The 23,868-nt window shown below is 47.5% G+C and carries 12 protein-coding genes; 1 reads left to right on the top strand and 11 read right to left on the bottom strand.

What is annotated here, in order from left to right:
• Positions 1-21 precede the first annotated feature (21 nt).
• The 10 genes from LWP20_RS16530 to LWP20_RS16485 all read right to left on the bottom strand — a co-directional run bounded on the left by LWP20_RS16530 (position 22) and on the right by LWP20_RS16485 (position 20,856).
• Positions 22-1,920, bottom strand: coding sequence for an efflux RND transporter permease subunit (locus LWP20_RS16530; protein ID WP_242929285.1), 1,899 nt, complete (start codon positions 1,918-1,920; stop codon positions 22-24).
• A gap of 129 nt (positions 1,921-2,049) precedes the next feature.
• The gene (locus tag LWP20_RS16525; protein WP_242929284.1) at positions 2,050-3,336 is read right to left on the bottom strand and encodes an efflux RND transporter permease subunit; all 1,287 of its coding nucleotides are present in this window, start codon (positions 3,334-3,336) and stop codon (positions 2,050-2,052) included.
• 157 nt (positions 3,337-3,493) lie between these two features.
• Positions 3,494-3,928 carry an HYC_CC_PP family protein gene (locus tag LWP20_RS16520; protein ID WP_242929283.1) on the bottom strand — a complete coding sequence of 145 codons (435 nt, stop codon included), beginning with the start codon at positions 3,926-3,928 and terminating at the stop codon, positions 3,494-3,496.
• Positions 3,929-4,213: 285 nt separating this feature from the next.
• Entirely contained in the window at positions 4,214-5,497 is a 1,284-nt protein-coding gene (locus LWP20_RS16515) for a metal-dependent hydrolase family protein (RefSeq protein ID WP_242929282.1), read from the bottom strand.
• A gap of 252 nt (positions 5,498-5,749) precedes the next feature.
• Positions 5,750-8,116, bottom strand: coding sequence for a translocation and assembly module lipoprotein TamL (gene tamL, locus LWP20_RS16510; RefSeq protein ID WP_242929281.1), 2,367 nt, complete (start codon positions 8,114-8,116; stop codon positions 5,750-5,752).
• Positions 8,117-8,131: 15 nt separating this feature from the next.
• Positions 8,132-13,165, bottom strand: coding sequence for a translocation/assembly module TamB domain-containing protein (locus LWP20_RS16505; protein WP_242929280.1), 5,034 nt, complete (start codon positions 13,163-13,165; stop codon positions 8,132-8,134).
• A gap of 277 nt (positions 13,166-13,442) precedes the next feature.
• Complete coding sequence (locus tag LWP20_RS16500) at positions 13,443-14,126, bottom strand: phosphatase PAP2 family protein (protein WP_242929279.1); 684 nt, start codon at positions 14,124-14,126, stop codon at positions 13,443-13,445.
• A 55-nt stretch (positions 14,127-14,181) separates the two neighbouring features.
• Entirely contained in the window at positions 14,182-15,315 is a 1,134-nt protein-coding gene (locus LWP20_RS16495; protein ID WP_242929278.1) for a VIT1/CCC1 transporter family protein, read from the bottom strand.
• 26 nt (positions 15,316-15,341) lie between these two features.
• Entirely contained in the window at positions 15,342-16,481 is a 1,140-nt protein-coding gene (locus tag LWP20_RS16490) for an efflux RND transporter periplasmic adaptor subunit (RefSeq protein WP_242929277.1), read from the bottom strand.
• A gap of 4 nt (positions 16,482-16,485) precedes the next feature.
• Positions 16,486-20,856 (bottom strand): CusA/CzcA family heavy metal efflux RND transporter, encoded by a 4,371-nt coding sequence (locus LWP20_RS16485; RefSeq protein WP_242929276.1) that lies wholly within the window; start codon positions 20,854-20,856, stop codon positions 16,486-16,488.
• A gap of 554 nt (positions 20,857-21,410) precedes the next feature.
• Here LWP20_RS16485 and LWP20_RS16480 point away from each other — a divergent pair.
• A complete protein-coding gene (locus LWP20_RS16480) occupies positions 21,411-23,555 on the top strand; it encodes an FUSC family membrane protein (RefSeq protein ID WP_242929275.1) in 2,145 nt (714 codons plus the stop codon).
• 2 nt (positions 23,556-23,557) lie between these two features.
• On the opposite strand, the gene LWP20_RS16475 is transcribed toward LWP20_RS16480, so the two are convergent.
• Positions 23,558-23,839: a GNAT family N-acetyltransferase gene (locus LWP20_RS16475; RefSeq protein WP_242929274.1), complete on the bottom strand. Its 282-nt coding sequence runs from the start codon at positions 23,837-23,839 to the stop codon at positions 23,558-23,560.
• Positions 23,840-23,868 lie beyond the last annotated feature (29 nt).

The raw sequence follows: 23,868 nt of genomic DNA, 5'->3' as shown, positions 1-23,868 counted from the left end.
GGAATATGTATGTTATATTTCTTAATGCTTAACATCGTAGATATCCAGTTTGCCGTGTTTCTTTAATTCATATTCTTTCACCATTTCAAACACCACCGGCGTAACCAGCAGGATGTGGATGGAAGAGGTAAATACGCCTCCGATCAGCGGAAGCACGATCGGTAACATTACATCGGTACCCACACCCGTTGCCCAGAGCACCGGAATCAGACCGAAAAGAGAAACTGATACCGTCATGATCTTCGGACGCAGGCGCTTCACTGCACCTTTAAATACAAAGTCGCGGATGTCCTGTTTGGTAATGGTTTCGTGGGAGTTGCCTTTAAGTTCTACCAGCTCTTTCATGGCTTCATTCAGGTACACCACCATCAGCATACCCGTTTCAATGGCCATACCGAACAGTGCGATAAAGCCTACTGCCACAGCCACCGACAAATTCACGCCATAAAAGTAGACGATGAACACGCCGCCGATGAGCGCGAACGGTATAGTTACCAAACTGAAGAAAGCTTCTTTCAGGGAGTTAAAAGAGAAGTATAAGATCAGGAAGATAATTACTACCACCAGCGGAATGATAAGCTGCAGCGTCTGGGTAGCGCGTACCTGGTTTTCCCACTGGCCACTCCAATCCAGGTAATAGCCGTTTGGTATACCTGTTACTTCGTTGCTTATCTTCTCCATGGCTTCCTTTACAGTACTGCCAAGGTCGCGGTCGCGCACGTTGAAGAGTACGGCTCCGCGCAGCTGCGCATTTTCGGAAGTGATCATGGGTGGACCATCTGTAAAACCAACCGTAGCCACCGAAGAAAGCGGAATGGTACCCGCAGAAGCCGTCTGGATCGGAATGCGCTGAATGCGCTCCACGCTGTTGCGGTACTCCTGCGCCAGACGTACGTTAATACTAAAGCGCTGACGACCTTCGATGGTGTTTCCAATTGGCGTTCCACCCAAAGCAGATTCCACGATCATGTTCACGTCATCTACCGTCAGTCCATAGCGGCTCAGAGATTCGCGGTTAATGTCAATTTCGAGGTACTTACCACCTGTGATCGGTTCTACGTACAGGTCATTCACACCCGGTACATCACGCAGCGCCGTTCTAACCTTTTCCGACACCGCTGCAATAGAGTCCAGGTTCTGGCCGTATACTTTAACGCCTACATCGGTACGGATACCGGTGGCCAGCATGTTTATGCGGTTGATGATCGGTTGTGTCCAGCCGTTCACCACACCAGGAATCTGTAGCTTGGTATCGAGTTCGCGGATGATATCCTGTTTGGTTATACCTTCTCGCCATTCCGACTGCGGTTTCAGCATGATGATGGTTTCAATCATACTGATAGGGGAGTTGTCGGTGGCGGTGCTGGCACGACCGGCTTTGCCCAACACGCTTTCTACTTCCGGCACCGATTTGATGATCTTGTCCTGCACCTGCAGAATGCGCTTGGCTTCGGCATTGGAAATATCGGGCAGCGTTACCGGCATGAACAGGATAGAGCCTTCGTCCAGCGGCGGCATAAATTCAGTTCCCAAACTAAAGAGCATAGGGATAGCTACCAGTAGGGCAAGTATATTCACTCCTATAGTTGTTTTGCGCCAGTTCAGGCACCAACGCAGCAAAGGCCCATACACACGTTCCAGTGCGCGGTTAATAGGGTTAGCTGTCTCTTCCTTGAATTTCCCTTTCAGGAAAAAGGAGATCAGCACAGGCGTAAGTGTGATAGCCACAATGGCATCCACAATAAGTATAAATGTCTTCGTCCATGCCAGCGGACCAAACAGCTTGCCCTCCTGGCCCGTGAGCAGGAACACCGGCAGGAAAGACGTGATCACGATTATGGTACTCCAGAATACGCTCGGCCCCACCTGCTTGGCAGCCTTCTCAATGATCCGGATTCTATCTTCTTTTGATAATTTCATGTTGATTCAATTTTGAATGAGTGTTTGAGTGAATTTTCTTATGTCATCTCGACGATAGGAGAGATCTGAATGTATTCTGTATCAGATTTCTCGCTGAGCTCGAAATGACATAGGTATAGCTCAATCACATTACTCTTCTTCCATCCATTTTTTCCCTTTCTGAGCATCCGCTAAATGCCGGTAGGCATTCTCTACCATCACAATGGCGTCGTCAACGATCACACCGATTGACAGGGCAATACCGGTTAGCGACATGATGTTGGATGAAATACCGAAGGCATTGAGAAGTATAAAACCGATGGCAACCGAGAGCGGCAGCTGGATAAGTATAACCAGAGCACTGCGCCAGTGGAATAGGAACAGGAATACAATTGCCGAAGCTACCAGCATTTCCTCTATAAGGGTAGTTCTGATGGAATCTATCGACTCGTTGATCAAGCCGCTGCGGTCGTAGACAATGTTGAATTTCACACCTTTCGGAAGACCTTTGGCGACTTCCTCCATCTTCACTTTCACATTGTCGATCACCTCATCGGCGTTCTCGCCGTAGCGCATCACTACAATGCCGCCAACCGCTTCGCCTTCGCCGTTTACATCAAAAATACCCAGGCGGCTTTCGCCCGTCATCTGCACCGAGGCCACATCGCGCACCCGCACCGGAATGGTGTTGTTGGTAGTGATGGCAATGTTCTGGATCTCTTCCGCCGACTGAAGGTAGCCCGAAGTTTTGATGATGTAACCGATATCGGAAAGCTCGAATTTGCGGCCGCCGGCTTCGTTGTTATTGGCCCGAATGGACTGGATAACCTGCGGCACGGAAAGCTTATAGTATGTAAGTTTATTGGGATCAAGGGTGATCTGGTATTGCTTCTGGAAGCCGCCGAAGGAGGCTACTTCGCTCACACCTTTCACGTTCTGCAAACCGAATTTCACATACCAGTCCTGCAGGGCGCGTTGCTCGCCCAGGTCCATGCCTGGAGCGTCTAAAGTATACCATAGGATGTGGCCTACGCCCGTACCGTCCGGGCCAAGGGTAGGAGCAACGCCTTCAGGCAGCATGTTGCCAACAGAGCTCAGGCGCTCCAGCACCCGCTCACGGGCCCAGTATACATCGGTCTCGTCTTCAAAAATGACATAGATAAAGCTCATGCCGAACATCGAACTGCCGCGCACATACTTCACCTCGGGCAGGCCCTGCAGGTTGGTCACAAGCGGGTAGGTGATCTGGTCTTCGATGATCTGTGGGCTGCGGCCCATCCATTCGGTAAAGACGATCACCTGGTTTTCGGACAGATCGGGGATAGCGTCCACCTTGTTTGTCTGCACCGAATATAAGCCCCAGCCGAACAGTGCCGCAGAAATAAGCAGCACAATGAAACGGTTACGGAGCGAAAAAGAAATTAATTTCGCAATCATGTAAGTATAAGTATAACCTTAACAGGAAATTGAGGAGCCACAGGAAAGTGGCAGGTATAGCTTGATGCCGAAGTATGAAGTATAGCCTGAGCAGTCCATATCTTTAGGAAAAGACACAGCTAGGTCAGCCAAATGTTGGCATCAGGAATCTGTAAGGTTATAGCAGGAATGACTGCACGAGAACAGGAATGTCCCGGGCAATAGGGGGCGACTCGTAGAGCGCGTAAGTTGGTTTGAGATCAGTCTCAGGTGCAAAGAACTGAAGTATAACTGCTTTAAAAGCAGCTACAAATTTCAGGTCTAAGGCTTTTGTAAGTATAAGTGCTTTTGAATCTGAGGTAGCATCAGCGTGTTCAAAAACCAGGGTATGGTCGTCGCAGCAATCTTTAGCCTTATCATCAGAAGCAGGTACTTTGTGGCAGGCAGGCAGCTTTTCTTTCTGCTGCTCCATCGGGCAATCGGCCTCAGCACCGAAAAAGGCAATATCACGCAACTCACCACCACACAAATGCATGCCAACCGAGATGCCTGTCGAGGAGACAAACACCAGCAGCGTAAGGGCAAGCAATAAAATCTGGCGGTATAGTTTCATGTTTTGGTGCTATACGTTAGCAGGTACAAAGTAAAACAATAACTAGCATTAAAGTTTTACACTTTTGCTTAAAAGTTTTACAGTTTTATATTTTCTAGCTCAAACGTTTATAAAATCTCCTTTATTAAAAGAAGAATATTATCTGAACGTATTATTGTCATCTACATAACAGGAGAGAGTTGGATCTTAGAAGTATAAATCAACAATTGTTCACCTTAAAACGGGTCTGTCTGTTATTTCTACTTATACTTCTGAATTTTGATAATTTTCTACCAGGTATAAAACCTATTGCTTGTATACAGTGCCGCCTTTCATCACCAACTTCACATTCCGTACATCAGAAATAGTTTTGGAAGGATCGCCTTCCACTGCAATAATATCTGCCAGTAAACCGGTTTTAATTCTACCAACTGAATCACCAATTCTGAAAACATCGGCGTTTACGGAAGTGGCGGAACGGAGCACTTGTAAGGGTTTCATGCCATAATCTACCATCATTTCCATTTCGCGGGCATTGTCGCCGTGTGTAAAGACACCAACATCGCCACCCATCACTATCGTAACATCAGCTTTAAGCGCTTCTGCAAAACTTTTCCGTTTTGCCTTAATGCGTTCTGGTTCCGGATCACTGCCTTTTTTCCAGCCGCGGTACTGGGAAGTGGCGTCGCCGGCAGCCAGGGTAGGACAGAAAGCTACGTTGTGTTTTTTCATCAGGCGGTATACTTCCGGTGTGGCATCGTCGCCGTGTTCGATGGTGGATACTCCGGCCAGGGCAGCTCGTTTCATACCTTCTGCAGTAGAGGCATGCGCCACAACTGGTCGGCCACTGCTGCCTGCTACTTCTACAATTGTTTTCAATTCATCTACTGTAAAAGTAGGCTGTGCTTCCTTTTTAGTGCCCCATCTATAATCGGCGTATACTTTTATAATATCGGCACCTTTTCCAATCTGGGTACGGACTTCTTTGATCAGCGCATCAGTTCCGTCGGCTTCAGCAGCCCCGATTGGTGTATCTATCTCATAGCTCAATTCTTTAGGGCCATAACTTCCTGTAGCTACAATGGCTTTGGTGGCAACGAGCATGCGCGGGCCAGGTATAATGTTTTTCTCGATGGCCTGCTTTAAACCCACATCATCAAAACCGGCGCCTTCTGTTCCGAGGTCGCGCACAGTGGTAAAGCCAGCCATTAGGGTTTTTTCGGCATGCACGGTAGCGCGGGCAATTCTTTCTGCTCTCGATTCTTTCAAAACCTGATCGTTCCAGGCGGTTTCGTTGTAGGGGTGCAGAAAAAGGTGGCTATGGCCTTCAATCAAACCCGGCAAAAGGGTGGTGCCTTTAAGCTCAATAACCTGTGTTTGCGAGGGTACATTTATACCTGAGCCGGCGGCTTCTATTTTGTCGTTTTTTACAAGTACCTGCCAGCCTTCTTGCATGCGTTCGCCATCAAAAACACGATCCGGTTTTAACAATATATACTTATCGGTGCTTTTGGTTTGGGCTGAAAGACTACCTGCAGAAAGTATAAATATGATAAGTAAAAGTGTCCGGATACAAGGGTGAGCGGTCATGGCCTGGCAAAAGTATGATTATACAGTTCTGAAAAGGTAAGAAGAAAATAGGAAAGTATAAATAACCTACTTTTGATAAAGCCGGGTTGTTACTGCTAGGTTTATAGTTTGCTAATAGTTTATACTTTATACTTTATTTTTTACTGTTGCCTATTTAAGTAAGCTATACTTTATAAGCTATGCATTTGGGAAGGCTGAACTTGCTTTAAAGTATAAAATTGCTGCATTAATAACACAACGATCTTCATTTCCTTAAAATGGATAACCAATAGCAATATTCAACACCATTCCATCTTCGCCTCTTAAGCGGGGTTTAAAATTGCCCAGTACATTTCGCTGGCCTTCAGGCAGGCTTGGGTTCTGTACCGGTATGCCAAAATCGAAACGGATTACGAAAAACTCCACATCTACACGCAGGCCAAAACCGGTGCCGATAGCCAGCTCGCTAAACAGGTTTCCAGCGTTAAACTTGCCTCCCGGCTTTTCAATTATACCTTCCGGGTTTGTATAATCTTCGAGTAGCCAGATGTTACCTGCATCCACAAAAAGGGCACCTCTGAAAAAGCCGGTTATCGGGAAACGGTATTCTATGTTGGCTTCCAGTTTAATATCGCCGGTCTGGTCGAAGTAAGAAAAAGCTTGCTCATCTGGTACATCATACGTGCCCGGCCCCAGGCTGCGCGCCCTGAATGCCCTGATGCTGTTAGGGCCGCCAATTGTAAATTGTTTCACATAAGGCAGCGTACTGGAGTTGCCGTAAGGTTTACCCACACCGGCAATTAAACGGGTTGCTAACTGGGTTTGCTTATTAAAGTTGAAGTAATAGCGGAAATCATTCTCAAGACGGGTATACTGCGAGTATGCCTGGTTTATAATAGTGCGTGGTGCTTCGTCGGTAGGTTTTTCATAACCTAAGAGCGTTTGTGCGGCATTGGCCAGGTTACCGGATACATCTATGTTAAAGTTATTATAGAACTGGTGCACGCGTTCTGTAAATGGTTGCGTGTTCAAAGTAAATTGGTACATGGAGCCAAGTATAAACTGGTTCTCAAAGCTGCGCTGCAAAAATGTGTTTTCCTGTAACCGCTTTGCAAACTCGGGTGTTACCCTGCCCAGCCGCACATATTGCACGTTTATGGGTGTTATTTCGTGGGTTATAGCTCTGCGGGGGCGCCAGTTGTAGCCGTAAGTTAAATTGTATGAGTTCATCTGGAAAAACTGTACCCTGTTCAGGAAACTATAACCGGCTGTGATACGGGTATTCGGGGCAAATTCTGAGCGAAGGTTACTTACTTTAAAAGGTGCCAGTACCCTCGGAAATGTTAGTGTGCTCTGGGCTGTTAATTCGTAAGATGTCAGGTTCTGGGTTTGCTTATCTTCAGGAGTATCACTTGTAGTGGTGCGGCCGCCAACCTGGCTCTCAAAACTACCTGTAAGGTTAAGAGTTAGTAATTCGGAGCCTTTAAATGCGTTGCGGTTTCTGAACGAGGCTGTTATGCCCGGCCCGGCAAAGTTGTTCGATTTGCTTACCATCTGTGCCTCTACGCGCAATGATTTTTTCAGACTGGGCGTGAGGTAGATGAAGGCATCGAGTTTACCCTGATCGGCTGTATCAGGCACATAACGGATGTTGGCGTATTTGTAGGCTCCTAACTCCATCAGGCGGCTGGTAGTAAGTAAGTGATTCTGGCGCGAGTATAAGCTGTCTTGTACCAGGAAAACTCCTTTTAGCAGGTGCCTGGCTTTTACATAGTTTTCGTTGGGTATGTAATAATACTTCTCATAACGGATGGTGTCGCTGGTAGATAAACTGTCGGCGAGCGAGTAATTGGCAAAAATGTAAATATCCTCCAGGTTAAAAGACTGCAACGCTCTTACCGGCGAGCCTTTTTTTACACGCAGCATCACATCGGCCTGGCGGTTACCTACTGTAGTATCCACGCTGAAAAGCAAGAGATCGGGGCCAAAATAATAGTAGCCTTTATTTTTTAGTTGCTGATCAATGCGCTCGCGTTCCAACACCATGTTCTGCAGGTTATAAATATCGCCCGGTTTTAATAGTGATTCGGCTTTGGTTTCCCGGATACGTGCGTTTACTTTTAAAGAGTCATCTTCCGGGAATTTGATATTGCGTAAGCGGTAAGGAGGCTCTACAGTGGCAGTCCAGGTAATGGTGGCCATTTTCTTTTTAACCTTGGTCGCGCTTTCTACTTCATTATCGAAATAGCCGCGGTTGTGCAGCCTGGAGCTCATTACGCCACCTACTCTATTCGTATCTACCTGCGACAGCAGCACAGGGGCTTCGCCGAGCTTATTTTTTATGAAGTGCTTTAATCCTTTTTCTTTTTTTGTAGGGCCGACAGCGTTATAGATCCAGAGTTTCGGGCGCAGGCCAAGTATAGAGGCATTAGGTTTTGGCCTTACGGTGTTGCCCAGTTCTGTAGTTATACTTGCTTTCTGCTTTTTATTTTTTTCGCCTTTTACTTCAACCTTAAAACCGGTAAACAGGGCATCGCCTTCAGGTACACTTTTAGTGCTGCTGCAACCCTGCAGTATAAGTATAGACAGGCACAGTAGCAGAGTTTGAGGTAGCGGTTTACGAAGTATAGATTTCAGCATACAGGCATCGGGTGTCTATTGGTTGTTTCGTATTTTCTGCATTTCTTCTTCGCGGCGGGCCAGCTTGCGTGCTTTCCTGGATTCAAGGCTGCGGAAGAGGTCAGAGAAATTGTCGTAGTCGCGTACGAAAATGAGCGAGAGGCCGGTTTCACGCACATCTCCTTCTATAAAGTCTTCATACCTGTCGCGCTGGAAACCACGCACCCGCAGGCGGCCATCTGGTGTAAGCGAATATTCAACGGAAATATCTCCGCCAAAACCACCGGTTGCACTGCCAGTCTGCGATGCACCTTTTCCTTCCAGCCCGATGGCGCTACCAACACGTACTGTCAGGCGGTCGTTTAGGAATTGCTGGCGAACTGCCACATCCAGGTCGGTACGTCCTTCCGCTGAGCCTGAAGAGTAATCCTCGTAAGAATTGACGCCAACTTCAAGACCCAAACCACCGGCATAGCGTTGGGTCAGGTTGCTAAGCTGGTCGCTCATTACCTGGCTTAGGGAGTTGCGGGCGGTAGAGGCAAAGCCACCCCCGGAGCTTTGCAGCGGGTCCGGAGCCATAAAACGTCCCAGCACCAGTAGCGAGAATACCTGTTTGTTCATCTCAGCATCATCCTGGCGCAGTGTCATCAGTTTTGATTCTATCTGGCCATCAAATGCGTCGCGGTTGCGTTCCGGTAACTGTATATCAAAACCAATTTCAGGCTTCAGCATTTCGCCCTGTACCTTCACATAAACCTGAAATGGCAATTGAGTGCGGTACCGGTTTTGTTCGGCCTGCTCCAGTGACCCTAATTCCGAGGACACGAGCTCGAGCGGAGCCGTTTCCACTTTGTAAATAGCAGTTATAGCAATATCAGCCTGCATCGGGTCGCCTTCCCAGGCAATGTAGCTGCCTTTGGCAATATCCAGTTCTCGTGTAACAATGTCGTAGAAAGCCATTTTATACTGGCCTTCGGTAATATCATAACGGCCGGTCATATTCATCTGGCCGCTAGGTGTCATGGCAAAAATGAGCGGTGATGTTGCTCCTTTTACAATAAGGTGGTCGCCTGTAATCGGATCCATAACAATGGTGATCGGGGTATTATCAGTTACAGTTATTTCTACCTCTATATCTGCTCCTACAAAGCCTGTTTGCTCAGCCTGCTCTTCCAATCCTCTTTTCAGTATCACGTTCAGCGAATCGCTTAGGTCCACAAATTCTACAATACCCTTCCGTTCGGCAGCGCCTGCCTCATCGGCTGGCACTACAGCCGTAAAAGCAGAATTATCCAGTACTCTTACTCTGGCATCAATTTCCGGCCGGGCCATATCGCCGGTTATAGTTGCGTCAGCAGCTATGCGCAGGGTACCATAATACAGGTCGTTATCTTTTGCAGTGGAGTTCATGGCCAGGAAATTGTTGGTGTTGGCGCGCAGGTCAAAGCGATAATCTGTGTAGTCTTTTGTATAAATGTTCCCGTTTATCTCCATCGGGTTGTTGAGGGAGTCGGTGAGTGTGAAGTTCGGGAAGTTGATACCTTGGTCATTGAACAGAAGTCGTTCGTTTTGCAGGCGGTACACCGCATTCAGCATGGCTAGGTTAAACTGCGCCTGGTTAAAATTAAGTTGTCCGTTAATATTCGGGTCTTCTAAGGTGCCTGTGATGCGGAGATTGCCATTTGCTGAGCCTTTCATGTCTTTTACCATACCTTGCATAAACCCTTCAAGCGCGGCTATATTCAGGCTGTTAATGTCGGCGTTCAGGTTGAGCAGGCTGGCCGTAGGCTGGGCTTCGTAAAAACCGGTAACCAGCATCTGGTTGCCGTTGCCGGTGAGTGCTGCATTCACGTTGTAGCGGTTGTTGGCAGCTGTGTTGGCCTTCAGGGCAATATTGCCTATCGGGTTGCCCATATAGGCAAAGTTGGTTACTGTTAAATCAGAATTAAAGCCGGGGCTGCCCGACATTATATTACGCAGTGTTGCAACACCGTTTATAGTTCCAGCCATCAGGCTGTCCTGTTGCTGAAACGACTCCATCAGATATCCGATCTCGAAATTTCCGAACTGTACCTGCATAGGAGCGGAAGATGTTACCGGCCCGGTGCTGTTTAGTGCTATAAAACTGTTGTTGCGCTCCAGCCGGATATTGTGTGCATATAAAAGGTTGGTATCGAACTGCAGGTAGTTATCCGGCGAAACGCGCCACTGATCGTGATTGATAACCAGTTGATCAGGATTGAAAACGAAGCGATAACCCCTTCCAATACTGTTCAGCAATCCACCAAGTACAAAACGTTCCTGACCATTGTTCTCGGCCACTGCCAGGCGCATGGTCAGGTCGTTGTCGCGGGCTGCACCAATCAGCGATACATTTTTTGCTCTGAAGGATGGAGATGTTACGTTACCTAAGCCTATCGTATAGCCAATCTGGTTACGGTCGCCGCGGAACTGCAGGGCAAGGTCTTTTAAAGTATAATCGGTATACTTTATGGTGCTGAAGGCGCCATCCATTTTAAGGGCTTGTGTTTCACGGTCATAAGTTCCTGTTAGCGGGCCAGTAGGCTGAAACTCCATTAGTCCTGGAACAAAGGATGTAATCAGGTCGGTGCGCTTCAGGCCAATTTCAAATGCAAAGTCGCCCAGGCTCAGGTCGGCAGGGTAGGGTGGATCAGGTTGCAGGTCGAAGTAGTTCGAAAAGTGTTTCTGCAAAGCAGTTGGCAATGAAGCCATGGAGTTGGCAAAACGCATTTCAGCATCCATGGCATCCGAAAGTATAGTTATAGCCATACCGCCGCCACGCTGATCCAGTGTCAGGAGCAGAGAATCGATAGGAAACGTTTTCTGGTTGTGGCGAACAAGAAACTGGCGCATCTCCATTTTTCCGCTTAGCGAACCTGCATCTGCCCCTGTAAAGTTACCAGTAATACGGCCCTGCAGGCCCAGCTCTTCGCCGTAAAAGTTTAGTTTTTTCAGATCGGCACCACCCAGGTCGAGGGCGAAATTATAGTTTGGCTGTTTGCTGTTGCGTAGGTTAAAGTCGCCGTTCAGGTTAAAGTTCAGGTTCTGGTCTCGTGACCTAGCTGCTACGGTATACAGGTTCCGGTTAATAGTGGCATCCAAACCGATGTTATGGTAAGTATAGTTGTTATAATTTAGCTCCTGAATCTGTGCCTTTGTTTGTGCACGCATGGTTTCCGGTGTAAGTCCGGCGCCTTTTATAGTTGCCGACATCGATACGATGCCTACTCCCAAACTATCTGTGAGCAGTTTGCTTACATCTAATCGGTTGGTGGTAAGCGTGGCGTTAAATGGTTCAGACCCTTTTGGCCCCGGATCCATGTTTACTACCGCCTCTACATTACCCACGGAACTTCTGATATCGGCAGTGGCATCAAAAGCAGTAAGGCTGCCACGGTAGGTTCCGGCCATGCTCAGGGAGTTAGGTATTCTGATGTTGGGAGGCAGCGTTCCGGCAGGCGTAAGCGCCAGGATATCGGTACGGGTGGTAGCAAGCCGGTTAATGTCCAGGTTTAAGTATAATTTTTCAGGCTCCAGCATGTTCCGGATGTTGCCGCTCACGTTTACGTTGGTGCCTTGCAAACCTGCAATCTGTAGCCGCGGAATGGTCAGGTTATCCAACCGGCCTTTGGCCTGCCCGTCTACGCGCAGGGTAGAGTTGGCAATTTTACGGAACGATGGGTTGCCAGCCATATCGGGGGCAAAGTATAAAATATCCTGCATGCCTATGCGGCTGTTCTCAATGTCGAGGTCCAGTGCAAGCAGGTCGGGGTTTTCGGATACGGCCTGTAAAGATGGATAGCGCACGGCCAGTTCTTTGTTTATCTGGCTATGACCGGTTTTCAGGTTCAGGTCGCTGAGGCTGGCGCGGGTAGTATCTACATTTATTACTGCCTGCAGATTTTCAACTTTAAAGCCACTTTGCTCTTTTAATTTTAACTGATTAACATCCAGCTTCATTTTGCTGAGACTATAAAGTATAGATGCGGCATCAATTTCAATTTCCCTGAACCGCAGGTGGTCATAATCCATGCCACGTTTCAGCTTTGGCGTATTAAAATTATCAAAGGCAACATCCACACCCGATACGTCCATTTTATCCAGGTTCATTACCCAGTTCACGGGTTTGCCTTTTGTTTTTTCCACTGCTTTGTCAAGTTCTTCGGCAGTGCGTTCAGGGTTTACAGCCAGTGAGTCGGAGGGTTTATACTTGTCCTGGGCGTAAACGATGGTGGAGTTCTGCAGGTCAAAACTTTTAAGATCGATGCGGGCGTTGGGCAGGTCAATGTTATCTGCTACTAGCTCAGATTTTCCCAGGTTCAGGTTTATGCGCTGCTCGGCTACTCGGTTCACATAGTTTACCTTCAGGTTTTCCAGCTCTACCCGGTTCAGGCCAAACTGCATGGTTAAAGGCTCAGCGGCAGAAGTGTCGGGAGGTAGTTTTGTCTGTACATAATCAACCCAGGTATTGCGCAACTCAATTTCATCTACCAGGTATTTCTCAGCATCCAGATCCAGTTCATCCATGGTGGTCATCAGTTGTCCCACACGCGTCCGGATATGGTTTCCACCCAGTTCATCGTTAAAGTTTACATACACATTTTCCAGGTTAATCAGATCAAGGCTGATTTTCAGAGCGCTGGCGGTAGAATCGGTAGGTTGTGCAGTGGCTGTATCGGTAGCAAAAGCATTAAGTATAAAATCATAGTTGGTACTGCTGTCCGGGCGAATATGCATTTTGGCAGTGGCATTCTGTAGGTCAAGTTTGCTTACATTTACCTCACCTTTCAGCAACGACAGGATTTTCATATCTGCGCCCAGCCGCTCGCTGTACCAGAGCGTATCCTGTTGCTGATCTTCAATATATACATCCTTTAGTACCAGGGCATTACGCCAGTCGGTAGTAAAGCTACCAATCCTGACCTCGGTTTTTAAAGTCTTGGATAAATAGGAAGCCCCTTTATGCGCAGCCATATTCTGTACCTTCGGAAACTGAAGGGCAATAACGATGATCACTACCAATGCAACTACTGCAATAAGTAGCCACATAAGCACTTTCAGAATGGTGATACCGATATGTTTAGCTGTTGCGATAGTGCAATTAGTTAGAGTTTCTTCGGTATGCCTTTACGGATTTGACCAATCTAGGATGGACTGCTATATAATTTTTTTTGTATAGTTATTGTGCGTAGCACTGCTGTGGAGTTGTGGATTGTTATTTTAATGCAAGAACAAGGTTTATGAAAGGTCATTGGCAGAGCAATATTATGGTGAGGTTGGTAACAGCTACAGGTCTGAATGTATACTTCAAGCAACAGCAGGAGCCTTATTTATACTTTGTGAGGTAGATTTTTTCGATTACTGAAAGAATATATAAAGAGATCATAAGCCAGATCATGCCCATGGTATAACCAGCCACAACATCGGTAGCATAATGTACTCTTAAATAAATACGGCTAAAGCCAACCAGTAGCACAACCATAGTAAGTAGTATCGACAGCAGCCAACGCCATAGTTTGCTTTGCACAGTGGTGATAACAATATAGATAAGCAGGCCATGGAAAACACCTCCGATCATGGCGTGACCGCTAGGAAAGCTCAAGCCCGAAACAATTACTGGGGTTAAGGGCGGGCGTGGGCGCTCGAAGTATAGTTTGAGTAACTGGTTAAGTATAGAGCTGATAAATGAAATTAAGAGCACCCGCAGGCTATGCCAGCGCAGACCTTTGTAAAACGAAAAGATCAGTACAATAAGTGCGGGTAAAACGATCAGGTATTCATCAGAGCCTAAAAAAGAAATATAATGCATAAATCGCGTCATGCCCGGTGAAGCAAACCGGTCGGCAAAGGCAAACATCCTGGTATCGAAGCCGGTATCGCTGTCTGTAAAAACATCGTGCACGATGGAATAGGTAAGCGATAGGCAGACAAGAAAAAGAAGGCTGAGTGTAACTACCTTAACCGAGAGCAGCGCAAGCAGGTGCCATATTGTTCGGCCTAAGCCCTTCATACTAACTCATACGACCTGTAATTATCAGCAGTTGAATGGCTTTATACTTTGAAAATTAACCAGCTATACTTACCCCGATAAGTTTACCGATAACATAAGTAGTTGCCGCAGCCGCCAACCCGAAAAGTACCTGCCGGAAGCCCGAGAACCAGATACTTTTGCCGGTAAAAAGTGTGATAGCAGCTCCTATGACAAACAAGCCTATTGTGCTGAAAGCCAGGCTTTGGCCTATGGCCATGTACCCCGAAGTATAAAAGAACGGGATGACCGGAAGTATAGCCCCGATGGCAAACAGCAGAAAGGAAGTAATGGCAGCTTCCCAGGCAGAGCCTTTCAATTCTTCGGTGTTAATGCCGAGTTCCTCTTTAACCAGGACTTCGTGGGCATGTTCGGTGTCTTGTATGGCAGCGGCAGCCATTTGGTGCGCCTGAGCCTCGGGTATGCCTTTTGCAATATAGATCAGGGCAAGTTCGCGCATTTCGCCTTCGGGGTTAGTCTCTATCTCCAGCATTTCGAGGGCCATCTGTCGCTCATACAGCTCCTGCGAGCTCTTTACTGAAATCCATTCGCCGAGCGCCATCGACAAAGCTCCTGCAAGCAAACCAGCCATACCTGCCAGCAACACGCCACTCTGCCCGTCGGTGGCGCCGGCCACGCCCATTACAAGGCTCATATTAGAAACCAGGCCATCGTTTGCACCCAGCACAGCAGCCCTTAGTGCATTGCCACCTATACTCCTGTGTTTGCCCTCGATCCGGGAAATATGCTCACCAGATACTTTGCTTTTGCTGCTTAGTAATGCCTGCAGAATTTTTACATGGTTGGCTTCGTCGCCGGAAACGGGTATGTGGTTTTTTTCTTTCTGAGCAAGTTGGGCTGCCGTTATACTTTTTTCTGTGTCCATCAGCACACCAATTATATATCCGTATCCCAGTATTTTGCCAACGCGGTCGAGGGTACGGGCACGCCAGGAAGGAGGCGGCACCGTGATCTTTATTCCATCCCGGAGTAACTTTTCAGTCATTTTGGTAACATGCTCCTGCTCAATTTCGCCCAACTCCCGAAACATTTTTGCTATGGCCGGTACTTCTTCGGCAGCAGCAATTCTACTGTACAGGAATGCAGCGTCAACTTCTGTCTGTAAACTGTCAGTATATTTTTTATGAGCTTTGGAATCGATAGCGGCCATGTGCGGGAATTTTTTTAAAGTATAGTTTATTCTTCTTCCTTGTTCTTCAGTTTCATGAGCAGGGTGTAAGCTCCGCGGGTTACATAGGTCTGGATTTCGGGTTTTATACTTTGGCTGGGCACCAGGGCTGTAAAACCATGCTCTGAAGTACCTGCCTGTGCTTCCATCATCTCAAATACGCCACTATCCCGGGCAGCGAATACATACTGTTTATTACCATAACGCACAATGGCATCTTCGGGCAAGGTATAGGCTTTTTTGCTTTGCACTTCGATCTCGGCATTCATAAACATACCGGGCACCAGCGACGGGTCCTGTTTTTCCAGGTGACAGTGCACTTCTACAGCACGGTCGTTGGTTACGTCTTTGCCAATGTAGATGATCTTTCCGGGATACTTTTTCTCTGGTTGGTTGGCGCGGTAAGCCAGTATTTGCTGCCCGATCTCCAGTTTGTCCAGGTCCTTTTCAAAAACGGTGAGCATCAGGTGCAGGTCGCGCGGGTCTACGAGTTCAAATAGCACATCGGTAGGCACTACATACTTGCCGACATTCACATTTACTTTGGTCACGTAACCGTCAATAGGGGAATAGAGCCTTAAAGTACGGGTCAGGTTATTTTGTGTGAGTCGGTTTGGGTTAATGCCAACCATGCGCAGCTTTTCGCCAAGGGCTTTCAGCATTACCTGCTGGCTGTGGTACTCGGACTGGGTTTGCTGGTATACTTTGTCGCTGGTGGCTTTGCTTTGGTTCAGTTCGCGCTGTCGGTTATATTCCCGGCTCAGGTAACCAAGTCTGGCTTTGGCGGTAAGGTAATCCTGTTGCAGTTGTATGTAAGCCTGGTCTTCAAGTTCTGCCATCAGCTGGCCTTTTTTAAGGTGCATGCCGGGCAATAGGCTGGTCTTTTTCAGGTAGCCGCCCAAAGGCACGCTCACCGAAACCATACTTTGCGGTGGCGCTTCCATTATGCCGTTTACCAGCAGCACCGATGCGATCTGCTTCTCTTCGGCCTTTCCGGTAGCCACACCTGCATTCTTCATCTGGGCTGCGGTTAGCTGCACCAGGTTCGTTTCCTGCGGCTTTTCTGCTACCGTAGATTCGGCTGGCTGCTCAGAGCTGCAGCCTGTAAATAATGCAGTAGCAAAACAGAGGTATAGTAACTTTTTCATGGCGTTATCGGCTTCCGGTCAGGGCTTTAATCTCAAGTATAGTTTGATTGTAGCTGCGTACGGCATCGAGGTAACTGGTTTGCAGGCTGATGGCCTGATTAGTGAGCAGTACCCATTCCAGGTAATCAATTTCTCCGCCCCGGAACTGTTCATCGGCTGTTTTAATGATCATTTCGGCATTCGGTAAAGCAGTTTTCTCGTAATAGGCCAGGTTTTCGGCAGCTACCTGGTACTGGTCCATCGCTTTGCGCAACTGCAGTTCCAGCGACAGTTTGCCGGAAGTATAGTTGTTTCGGGTTTTTTGTTCCTGTATGCGGGCAGCCTGTATCCTGGATCTCTGAGCACCATAAAACAGCGGCACGCCCACACCTACTTCTACGGATGTAAACCTGTCTGCGGAAGTATAATTCCGCTCCACGCCATCCACATTCTGTATGCCTTTTATACTTTGGTTATTGTAACCCAGCTGCAGGTCGGGGAGGAGGCGGGACTGTTCTGCTTTTGTGCCTGCCTGGCTTATTTCCTGTTGCTGTTGCAATAGTTTTAAATAAGGATGATCGGCTATAGTTGCGGAGTCATTAAGTATGGCCAATTCCATTTTTAACGGGAGCGCAGCCGGAGTGTAAAGGGTATCGGTGTTGAGTATAAGCTGGAACTGTTGCTGTAGTTCTATTATATCGTTTTGCAGTTGTTTTAATTGCAGGCTAACCTGTCCGCGCTGGGTCTGGGCAGTGTTTTTTTCGAGGATGTTACTGGAGCCCAGTTTAAAACGTAGCTCGGCAGTACGCAGAAATTCTCTGTACAGGCTGTCGGTGCGCAGGAGCAGGTTCTGTTTTTCGCGGGCATACAGCACCTCATAGTATAGTTGCGTAACCTGCCATTGTAGTTCAAAATCGGTCAGTTCTGCCTGCAGAATACCTTGTTGCCATTCCTGTTTCAGCAGTTGCTTCTGCTGGGCATACACCGTCGGGAATTTTATACTTTGCGAGACATTAAAACGGGTGTCTTTGTAGGTGCTGTTTATCTGCCCATACTCGCCAGTTATAGTTGTCTGCGGAATATCCCAGGCAGTGCCTTGAAGTTTTTGAAGGGCATTAGCCTGGAGTCGCTCGTTCTGTAGTTGCGGGTTCTGTTTCCGGGCTTTGGTGATGGCCTGTTCCAGCGTTATAGGTTGTTGTGCTGATGCAAGATTCGGAAGAAGCAACAGAAGTATAATTCCGATGGCTTTTGTAATAGGTTTGTTAGGTTTATCATCGTGATGGGCAGCTTTCTCGAAAAGGATGTAAAGTGATGGCAGTACGAACAGCGTAAGCATGGTGGCTACTATCAGCCCTCCAATAACCACAGTCGCTAACGGGCGCTGCACTTCGGCGCCGGCTCCTGAACTGAGAGCCATAGGTAAAAAACCCAGACTGGCTACGCTGGCCGTCATCAGTACCGGGCGCAGGCGAGATTTTGTACCTTCCAGCACGATCTCTTTCAAACTTAAACCACCGGCCATCCGCAAGCGGTTAAACTCTGCGATCATCACAATTCCGTTCAGTACGGCCACACCAAACAACGCAATAAAACCAACTCCTGCCGAAATACTAAAAGGCATGCCCCGCACCCATAGCGCGAAAATGCCCCCAATGGCCGACAATGGTATAGCCGAGTAAATCAGCAAACCATAGCGCACCGACCGGAACGCAAAGTATAGCAACAGGAAGATAAGCCCCAATGAGACCGGAACAGCCACTGTCAGGCGTTTGCGGGCAGCCTCTAAATTCTCGAAGGCGCCACCATACACTACATAGTAGCCTGGTGGTAATTGCAGTTGTTGCTGTACTTTCTGCTGCAGTTCGGCAACTATACTTTGCACATCGCGGCCACGCACGTTAAAACCAACCATAATGCGGCGCTTGGCATCTTCGCGTTGAATCTGGTACGGGCCTTCCTGCAGTTGAACATCCGCGAGCAAGTATAGCGGCACTTGTTGGCCATTTGGCGTAGGTATAAGCAGGTTTTGCACATCGGGCAGGTTCTGTCTTAGTTCTCCCTCTAACCGAACTACCAGGTCAAAACGGCGTTCACCTTCAAACACTAGGCCGCTGCTTACGCCGGCAAAAGCAGCATTAACGGTGCGGTTTATGTCTGCTATGTTGGTGCCGTGCTGGGCAATGGCGGCATGGTCATACTTTATCACGATCTGTGGCATACCGGTAACGGTTTCTACATACAGGTCTGTGGCACCTTCCACGGTCGTGGCAATGCTGCCCAGTTTCTGAGCGTACCGTGCCAGCGTGTCCAGGTCTTCCCCAAAAATCTTACATACCACATCCTGCCGGGCGCCTGTCATCAGTTCGTTAAAGCGCATCTGCACCGGGTACTGGAAACCTGCCGTTATGCCGGGCACGTCCTGTAGCGCTTTTCCCATTTTCTCGGCCATTTCGTTAAAAGAGGCAGCGGAAGTCCATTCTTTTTTGGGTTTCAGGATCACCATCATATCACTGGCTTCCAGGGGCATCGGGTCGGTGGGTATCTCGCCGGAGCCAATCTTGGTAACTACTTTCTCTATTTCCGGGAAACGGTCTAACAATATACCTGCGGCCTGTTGCGTCGATTTTATAGTTGTGTTCAGGTTACTGCCCGTCAGCACGCGGGTATCTACGGCAAAATCGCCTTCTTCCAGGGCAGGTATAAACTCTCCACCCAACGACATTAAAACCATAACAGCCCCTACAAAAAGCATAACCGCACCGGCAATTATCATTTTAGGGAACTCAATAACACGGCGCAGGTTCTTTTGGTAAAAGTTCTCCACCCTGGCCATCATCCTGTCCGAAAATGTATCCTTGTGGCTGATCTTTTTGCTCAGGAACAGGGCACTCATCATGGGCACATAGGTTAGCGAAAGTATGGCCGCCCCGATAAGAGCAAAAGTTACTGTCTGCGCCATGGGCTTGAACATTTTGCCCTCGATGCCCTGTAGCGTAAGTATAGGCAGGTAAACGATGAGGATGATGATCTGCCCGAAAATGGCGCTGTTCATCATGCGGCTCGCCGACTGCTGCACGGTATCATCCATCTGTGCCTGGTCGATGCGGTTGGTGGTGGCAAAACGCTTGTTGAAATGGAAAGTATGCAGCACGGCTTCCACTATAATCACGGCCCCATCTACTATCAAACCAAAGTCCAGCGCTCCCAGGCTCATCAGGTTACCGCTCACACTAAAGGTATTCATCATGGTAACGGCAAACAGCATCGAAAGCGGAATAACGGAAGCAACTATGAGCCCGGCACGCAGGTTGCCCAGGAACAGCACCAGCACAAACACCACGATCAGGGCACCTTCCAGCAGGTTTTTTTCAACGGTACTGATGGCATTATTCACCATTTTGGTGCGGTCCAGGAAAGGCTCTATCACAACTCCTTCGGGTAACGACTCCTGGATCTGGGCAATACGGGCTTTTACTTCTTTAATTACCTGGTTGCTGTTGGCTCCCTTTAGCATCATTACTACGGCACCTGCCACTTCGCCTTTATCGTTATAGGTCATGGCCCCGAAACGGGTAGCATGGCCGTAGCCTACTTCCGCCACATCGCGCAGGTATAAAGGGGAGCCGCCTGCAGTATTTTTAAGAGCTATACTTTCAATGTCTTCTATACTTCCCAGCAAGCCTTCGCTCCGGATAAAAAGTACCGCATCGCCTTTGTGTATGTAAGAGCCACCGGTATTCTGGTTGTTGTTTTCCAGTGCTGTGAATACATCGGAAATGGTAAGGCCGTAGGATTTTAGCCGCGAAGGGTCTATGGCAATCTCGTATTGTTTCAGGTAACCGCCAAAGCTGCTCACATCGGCTACGCCCGGCACACCCAGCAACTGCCTGCGCACGATCCAGTCCTGTATGGTTCGCAATTCAATGGCATCATACTTCCCTTCGTAGCCCTCTTTAGGCCGAACCATGTACTGGTAAATTTCACCCAGGCCGGTGGTTACAGGGCCAAGCTCGGGGCTACCAACGCCTTCGGGTATCTGTTGCTGCACGGTTTGCAGCCGCTCTGCCACCTGTTGCCGGGCCCAGTAAACATCCACACCCTCCTGGAAAACTATAGTTACCAACGAAAGGCCGAAACGGGAAAAACTGCGGATCTCTTTTATGCCGGGTATATTGCTGTTAGCCTGCTCTACCGGAAACGTAATAAGCCGCTCAATATCAGGAGCACCCAGCGATGGCGCTACTGTTATTACCTGTACCTGGTTATCGGTTATATCGGGCACGGCATCAATGGGCAGCCGAGTCACATTATAAACCCCAACCACGATCAGCGCGAACACAAAAAGGCCTATGATGAGCTTGTTCTGTATCGAAAAGGATATAATTCTGTTCAGCATGCTGTCACACTCTATCACCTGCTATTAGTTAAACCTTGCCCTATTAAGCGAGGTTGTAAAATTTCATTGATTTATTTTCTTTTCCGATGTTTTAAGTCAATTCGAAAAGTGACTTTTAGCACTAACCAGATAGTTAATGTATGGATATTTATAGGCAGGTATACCTGAACAAAGTATGCTGGTACGGGTAATATTTTGCCTAGAGATTAGGTTAATAATTAGCACTTGAGATTTGATGCTAGCCAACCCTTTAAAAGTATAGCATCAGGCCAAAGACCAGCTTTTAACCGGTTTGAGAGTATGAGTAATTTTCCATAAGAGGTAATTTCTCTCAGTTTATAGATAATATAGAAGTATGAATTGTAGCTAAATAATTTATATATGTATTGTGTGTTAATTAGTTGATTGTTAAGTATAAATGATGTTGTGTAAATTGCCTTGGAAGTTGTGAATTGAATTCATTTTAGATTAAGCTTTTGAGTAAAATTTTTATTTGGGGCAGATAACTTTTAACAACATTCTGTCGTGGGTATATTCGCGTTACAATTTCAGATATGAACAAAAAGACCCTTCAGATACAGTATTTTCTTTTCAGCCAGTATTTCTCCGATGGGTTGCGCATTACGCTTGGGGTACTTTTGCCTTCGCTGCTTTTTGCCTTAAATAATAAATTTGAAGTAGGCCTTACGCTTTCGCTGGGCGCGCTTTGTGTAAGTATAGTTGATACGCCCGGCCCGGTAGTGCATAAACGCAACGCCATGCTGATCAGTAGCTTCCTGATTTTTGTGTCGGCTATGATTACCGGTTTTGCCCGCATGAATACTTATGTGCTTGGCTTAGAGGTGCTCTTGTTTAGCTTTTTCTTCTCGATGTTTGTGGTGTATGGCAACCGGGCGGCCGGCGTTGGGGTAGCGCCCTTGCTTGTCATGATCCTGATGATGGATAATAACCTCACACCGGCGCAGGTGCCTTTTTACAGCTGTCTGGTATTGGCAGGAGGGCTTTGGTATACTGTTCTCAGCCTTTTGTTTTTCCAGATGTTGCCTTACCGGGCAGTGCAGCAGTCGCTGGGCGAGTGTATACATGAGGTTGCCAAGTTCCTGCGCCTGAGATCTGCTTTTTATAACCCTGCTACCGATATAGAAGAAGATTATCACCAATTGGTTACGCAGCAGGTACTTGTAAACGAAAAGCAGGATGCCGTACGGGAAGTGTTATTTAAAAGCAGGTTGCTGATAAAAGAATCAACCCATACCAGCCGGCTGTTAATGCTTTCTTTTGTGGATGTGGTGGACCTGTACGAGCAGATTACCACCACGCATTACGATTATACTTCGCTGCGGAATAAGTTTGGCAGAACGGGTATTTTGGAGAACATTGAGCACCTGATCCAGCTTATTGCCGACGAGCTCGACAATATTGGCTTCGCCATACAATCGAATACCACCTACAAAAAACATTCTGACTTAAATGCTTACCTGGAGCAGCTGAAATACCGGATAGATGTGATTGGCGAGACTGAAAAAGAGGTAAGCAACCTGCCACTGAAGAAAATACTGATCAACCTTCGTAATCTTGTAAATCGCCTGAATGACCTGCATAGTTACTCCAGCCAGCGCTATACAGCCAAAGAAAACAACCGCGAGCTGGAGTATAGTAGGTTTATATCTAGGCAGGATTATAGCTTTAAGATATTCCGTGATAATCTGACATTTAGCTCATCTATCTTCAAGTATTCATTCAGGGTGGCTTTGGTGTGTCTTATTGGATTTATAGTTACTAAAACCCTTGCCTATGGGCACCACAGTTACTGGGTATTGCTTACGATCATTGTTATACTTAAGCCGGGTTTCAGCCTAACGAAGCAGCGCAACTATGAACGCATGATTGGTACGTTGGCCGGCGGGCTGGCCGGGGTTCTGATATTGTTTCTGGTAAAAGATAAGACCGCGCTGTTTGTGCTATTGCTGTTTTTTATGGTAGGCACTTATAGTTTCCAGCGGATAAACTATGTGATCAGCGTGATCTTTATGACACCGTTTGTGCTCATACTTTTTAAGTTCCTGGGCGGTGGTGAACTGGATATAGTACAGGAGCGGATTGTGGATACCCTGATCGGTTGCGGGATTGCGTTTGCTGCCAGTTACTTTATTTTCCCGAGCTGGGAGTCGGAGCAATTGCAGCGTAATATGGCAGGCGTACTTAGGGCAAACATTAATTATCTTCAAATTTTGGCCGAAAACTTGGTAGGCAAACCGGTGCAGACGCTTGACTACAAGTTGGCGCGCAAAGAGGTGTATGTGAGTTCAGCTAACCTTTCGGCATCTTTCCAGCGCATGACCTCTGAGCCCAAGCGTAAGCAACGAAAGAGCAAAGAGGTGCATCGTTTTGTTGTGCTAAACCATATTCTGTCGTCGTACACGGCTACACTGGCATCGGCCATACTTCATAAAGAGCGGCATGTATACCCGCAGGAAGATGTGAGATTGGTAAAACGGGCGCTGGCTGTACTTTCAGAGAGTCTTAAAAAGCTGGAGCCAGCTCAACCGGAAGCAGTTGCAGAACCTCTGATAACTGAAACCGAGAAGCTTGTAAACCGGGCAACAACCGCCGAAGACCTGCTACTGAAAGAACAATTGGAGTTTATACAGAAAGTAAGCACCGATATCCGGAAAACGACGGACGCTATACTTGCCTGATCCTATAAACAAACTATATCATTGTAACCCGGGTGGCGTTTTATATAAGCTTCTGCTACCGGGCACGATGGTATAACCCTGATGTTCTGATGGCGGGCATAATCTAAGGCAGCTTTCACTAACTGGTCTGCCAAACCTTTGTTTCGGTGGTTTTCGGGCACAAAAGTATAATCCAGGTCCATGGCCTCCTCATCTGTAAAAGTATAAGTCAGCTCGGCTTCTTCTTCATCTACAACGGCGTAAAAACGCAGATCATCCGCATCGTGAATTATATTCAGTTCCATAGGTTGTTCAGTTTACTACAGTGTTTGTA

The sequence above is a fragment of the Pontibacter vulgaris genome (assembly GCF_022758145.1).
Lineage (GTDB): Bacteria > Bacteroidota > Bacteroidia > Cytophagales > Hymenobacteraceae > Pontibacter > Pontibacter vulgaris.
Note: the sequence above shows the minus strand (reverse complement) of the source record. Positions and strands in the feature narration are given on the sequence as shown.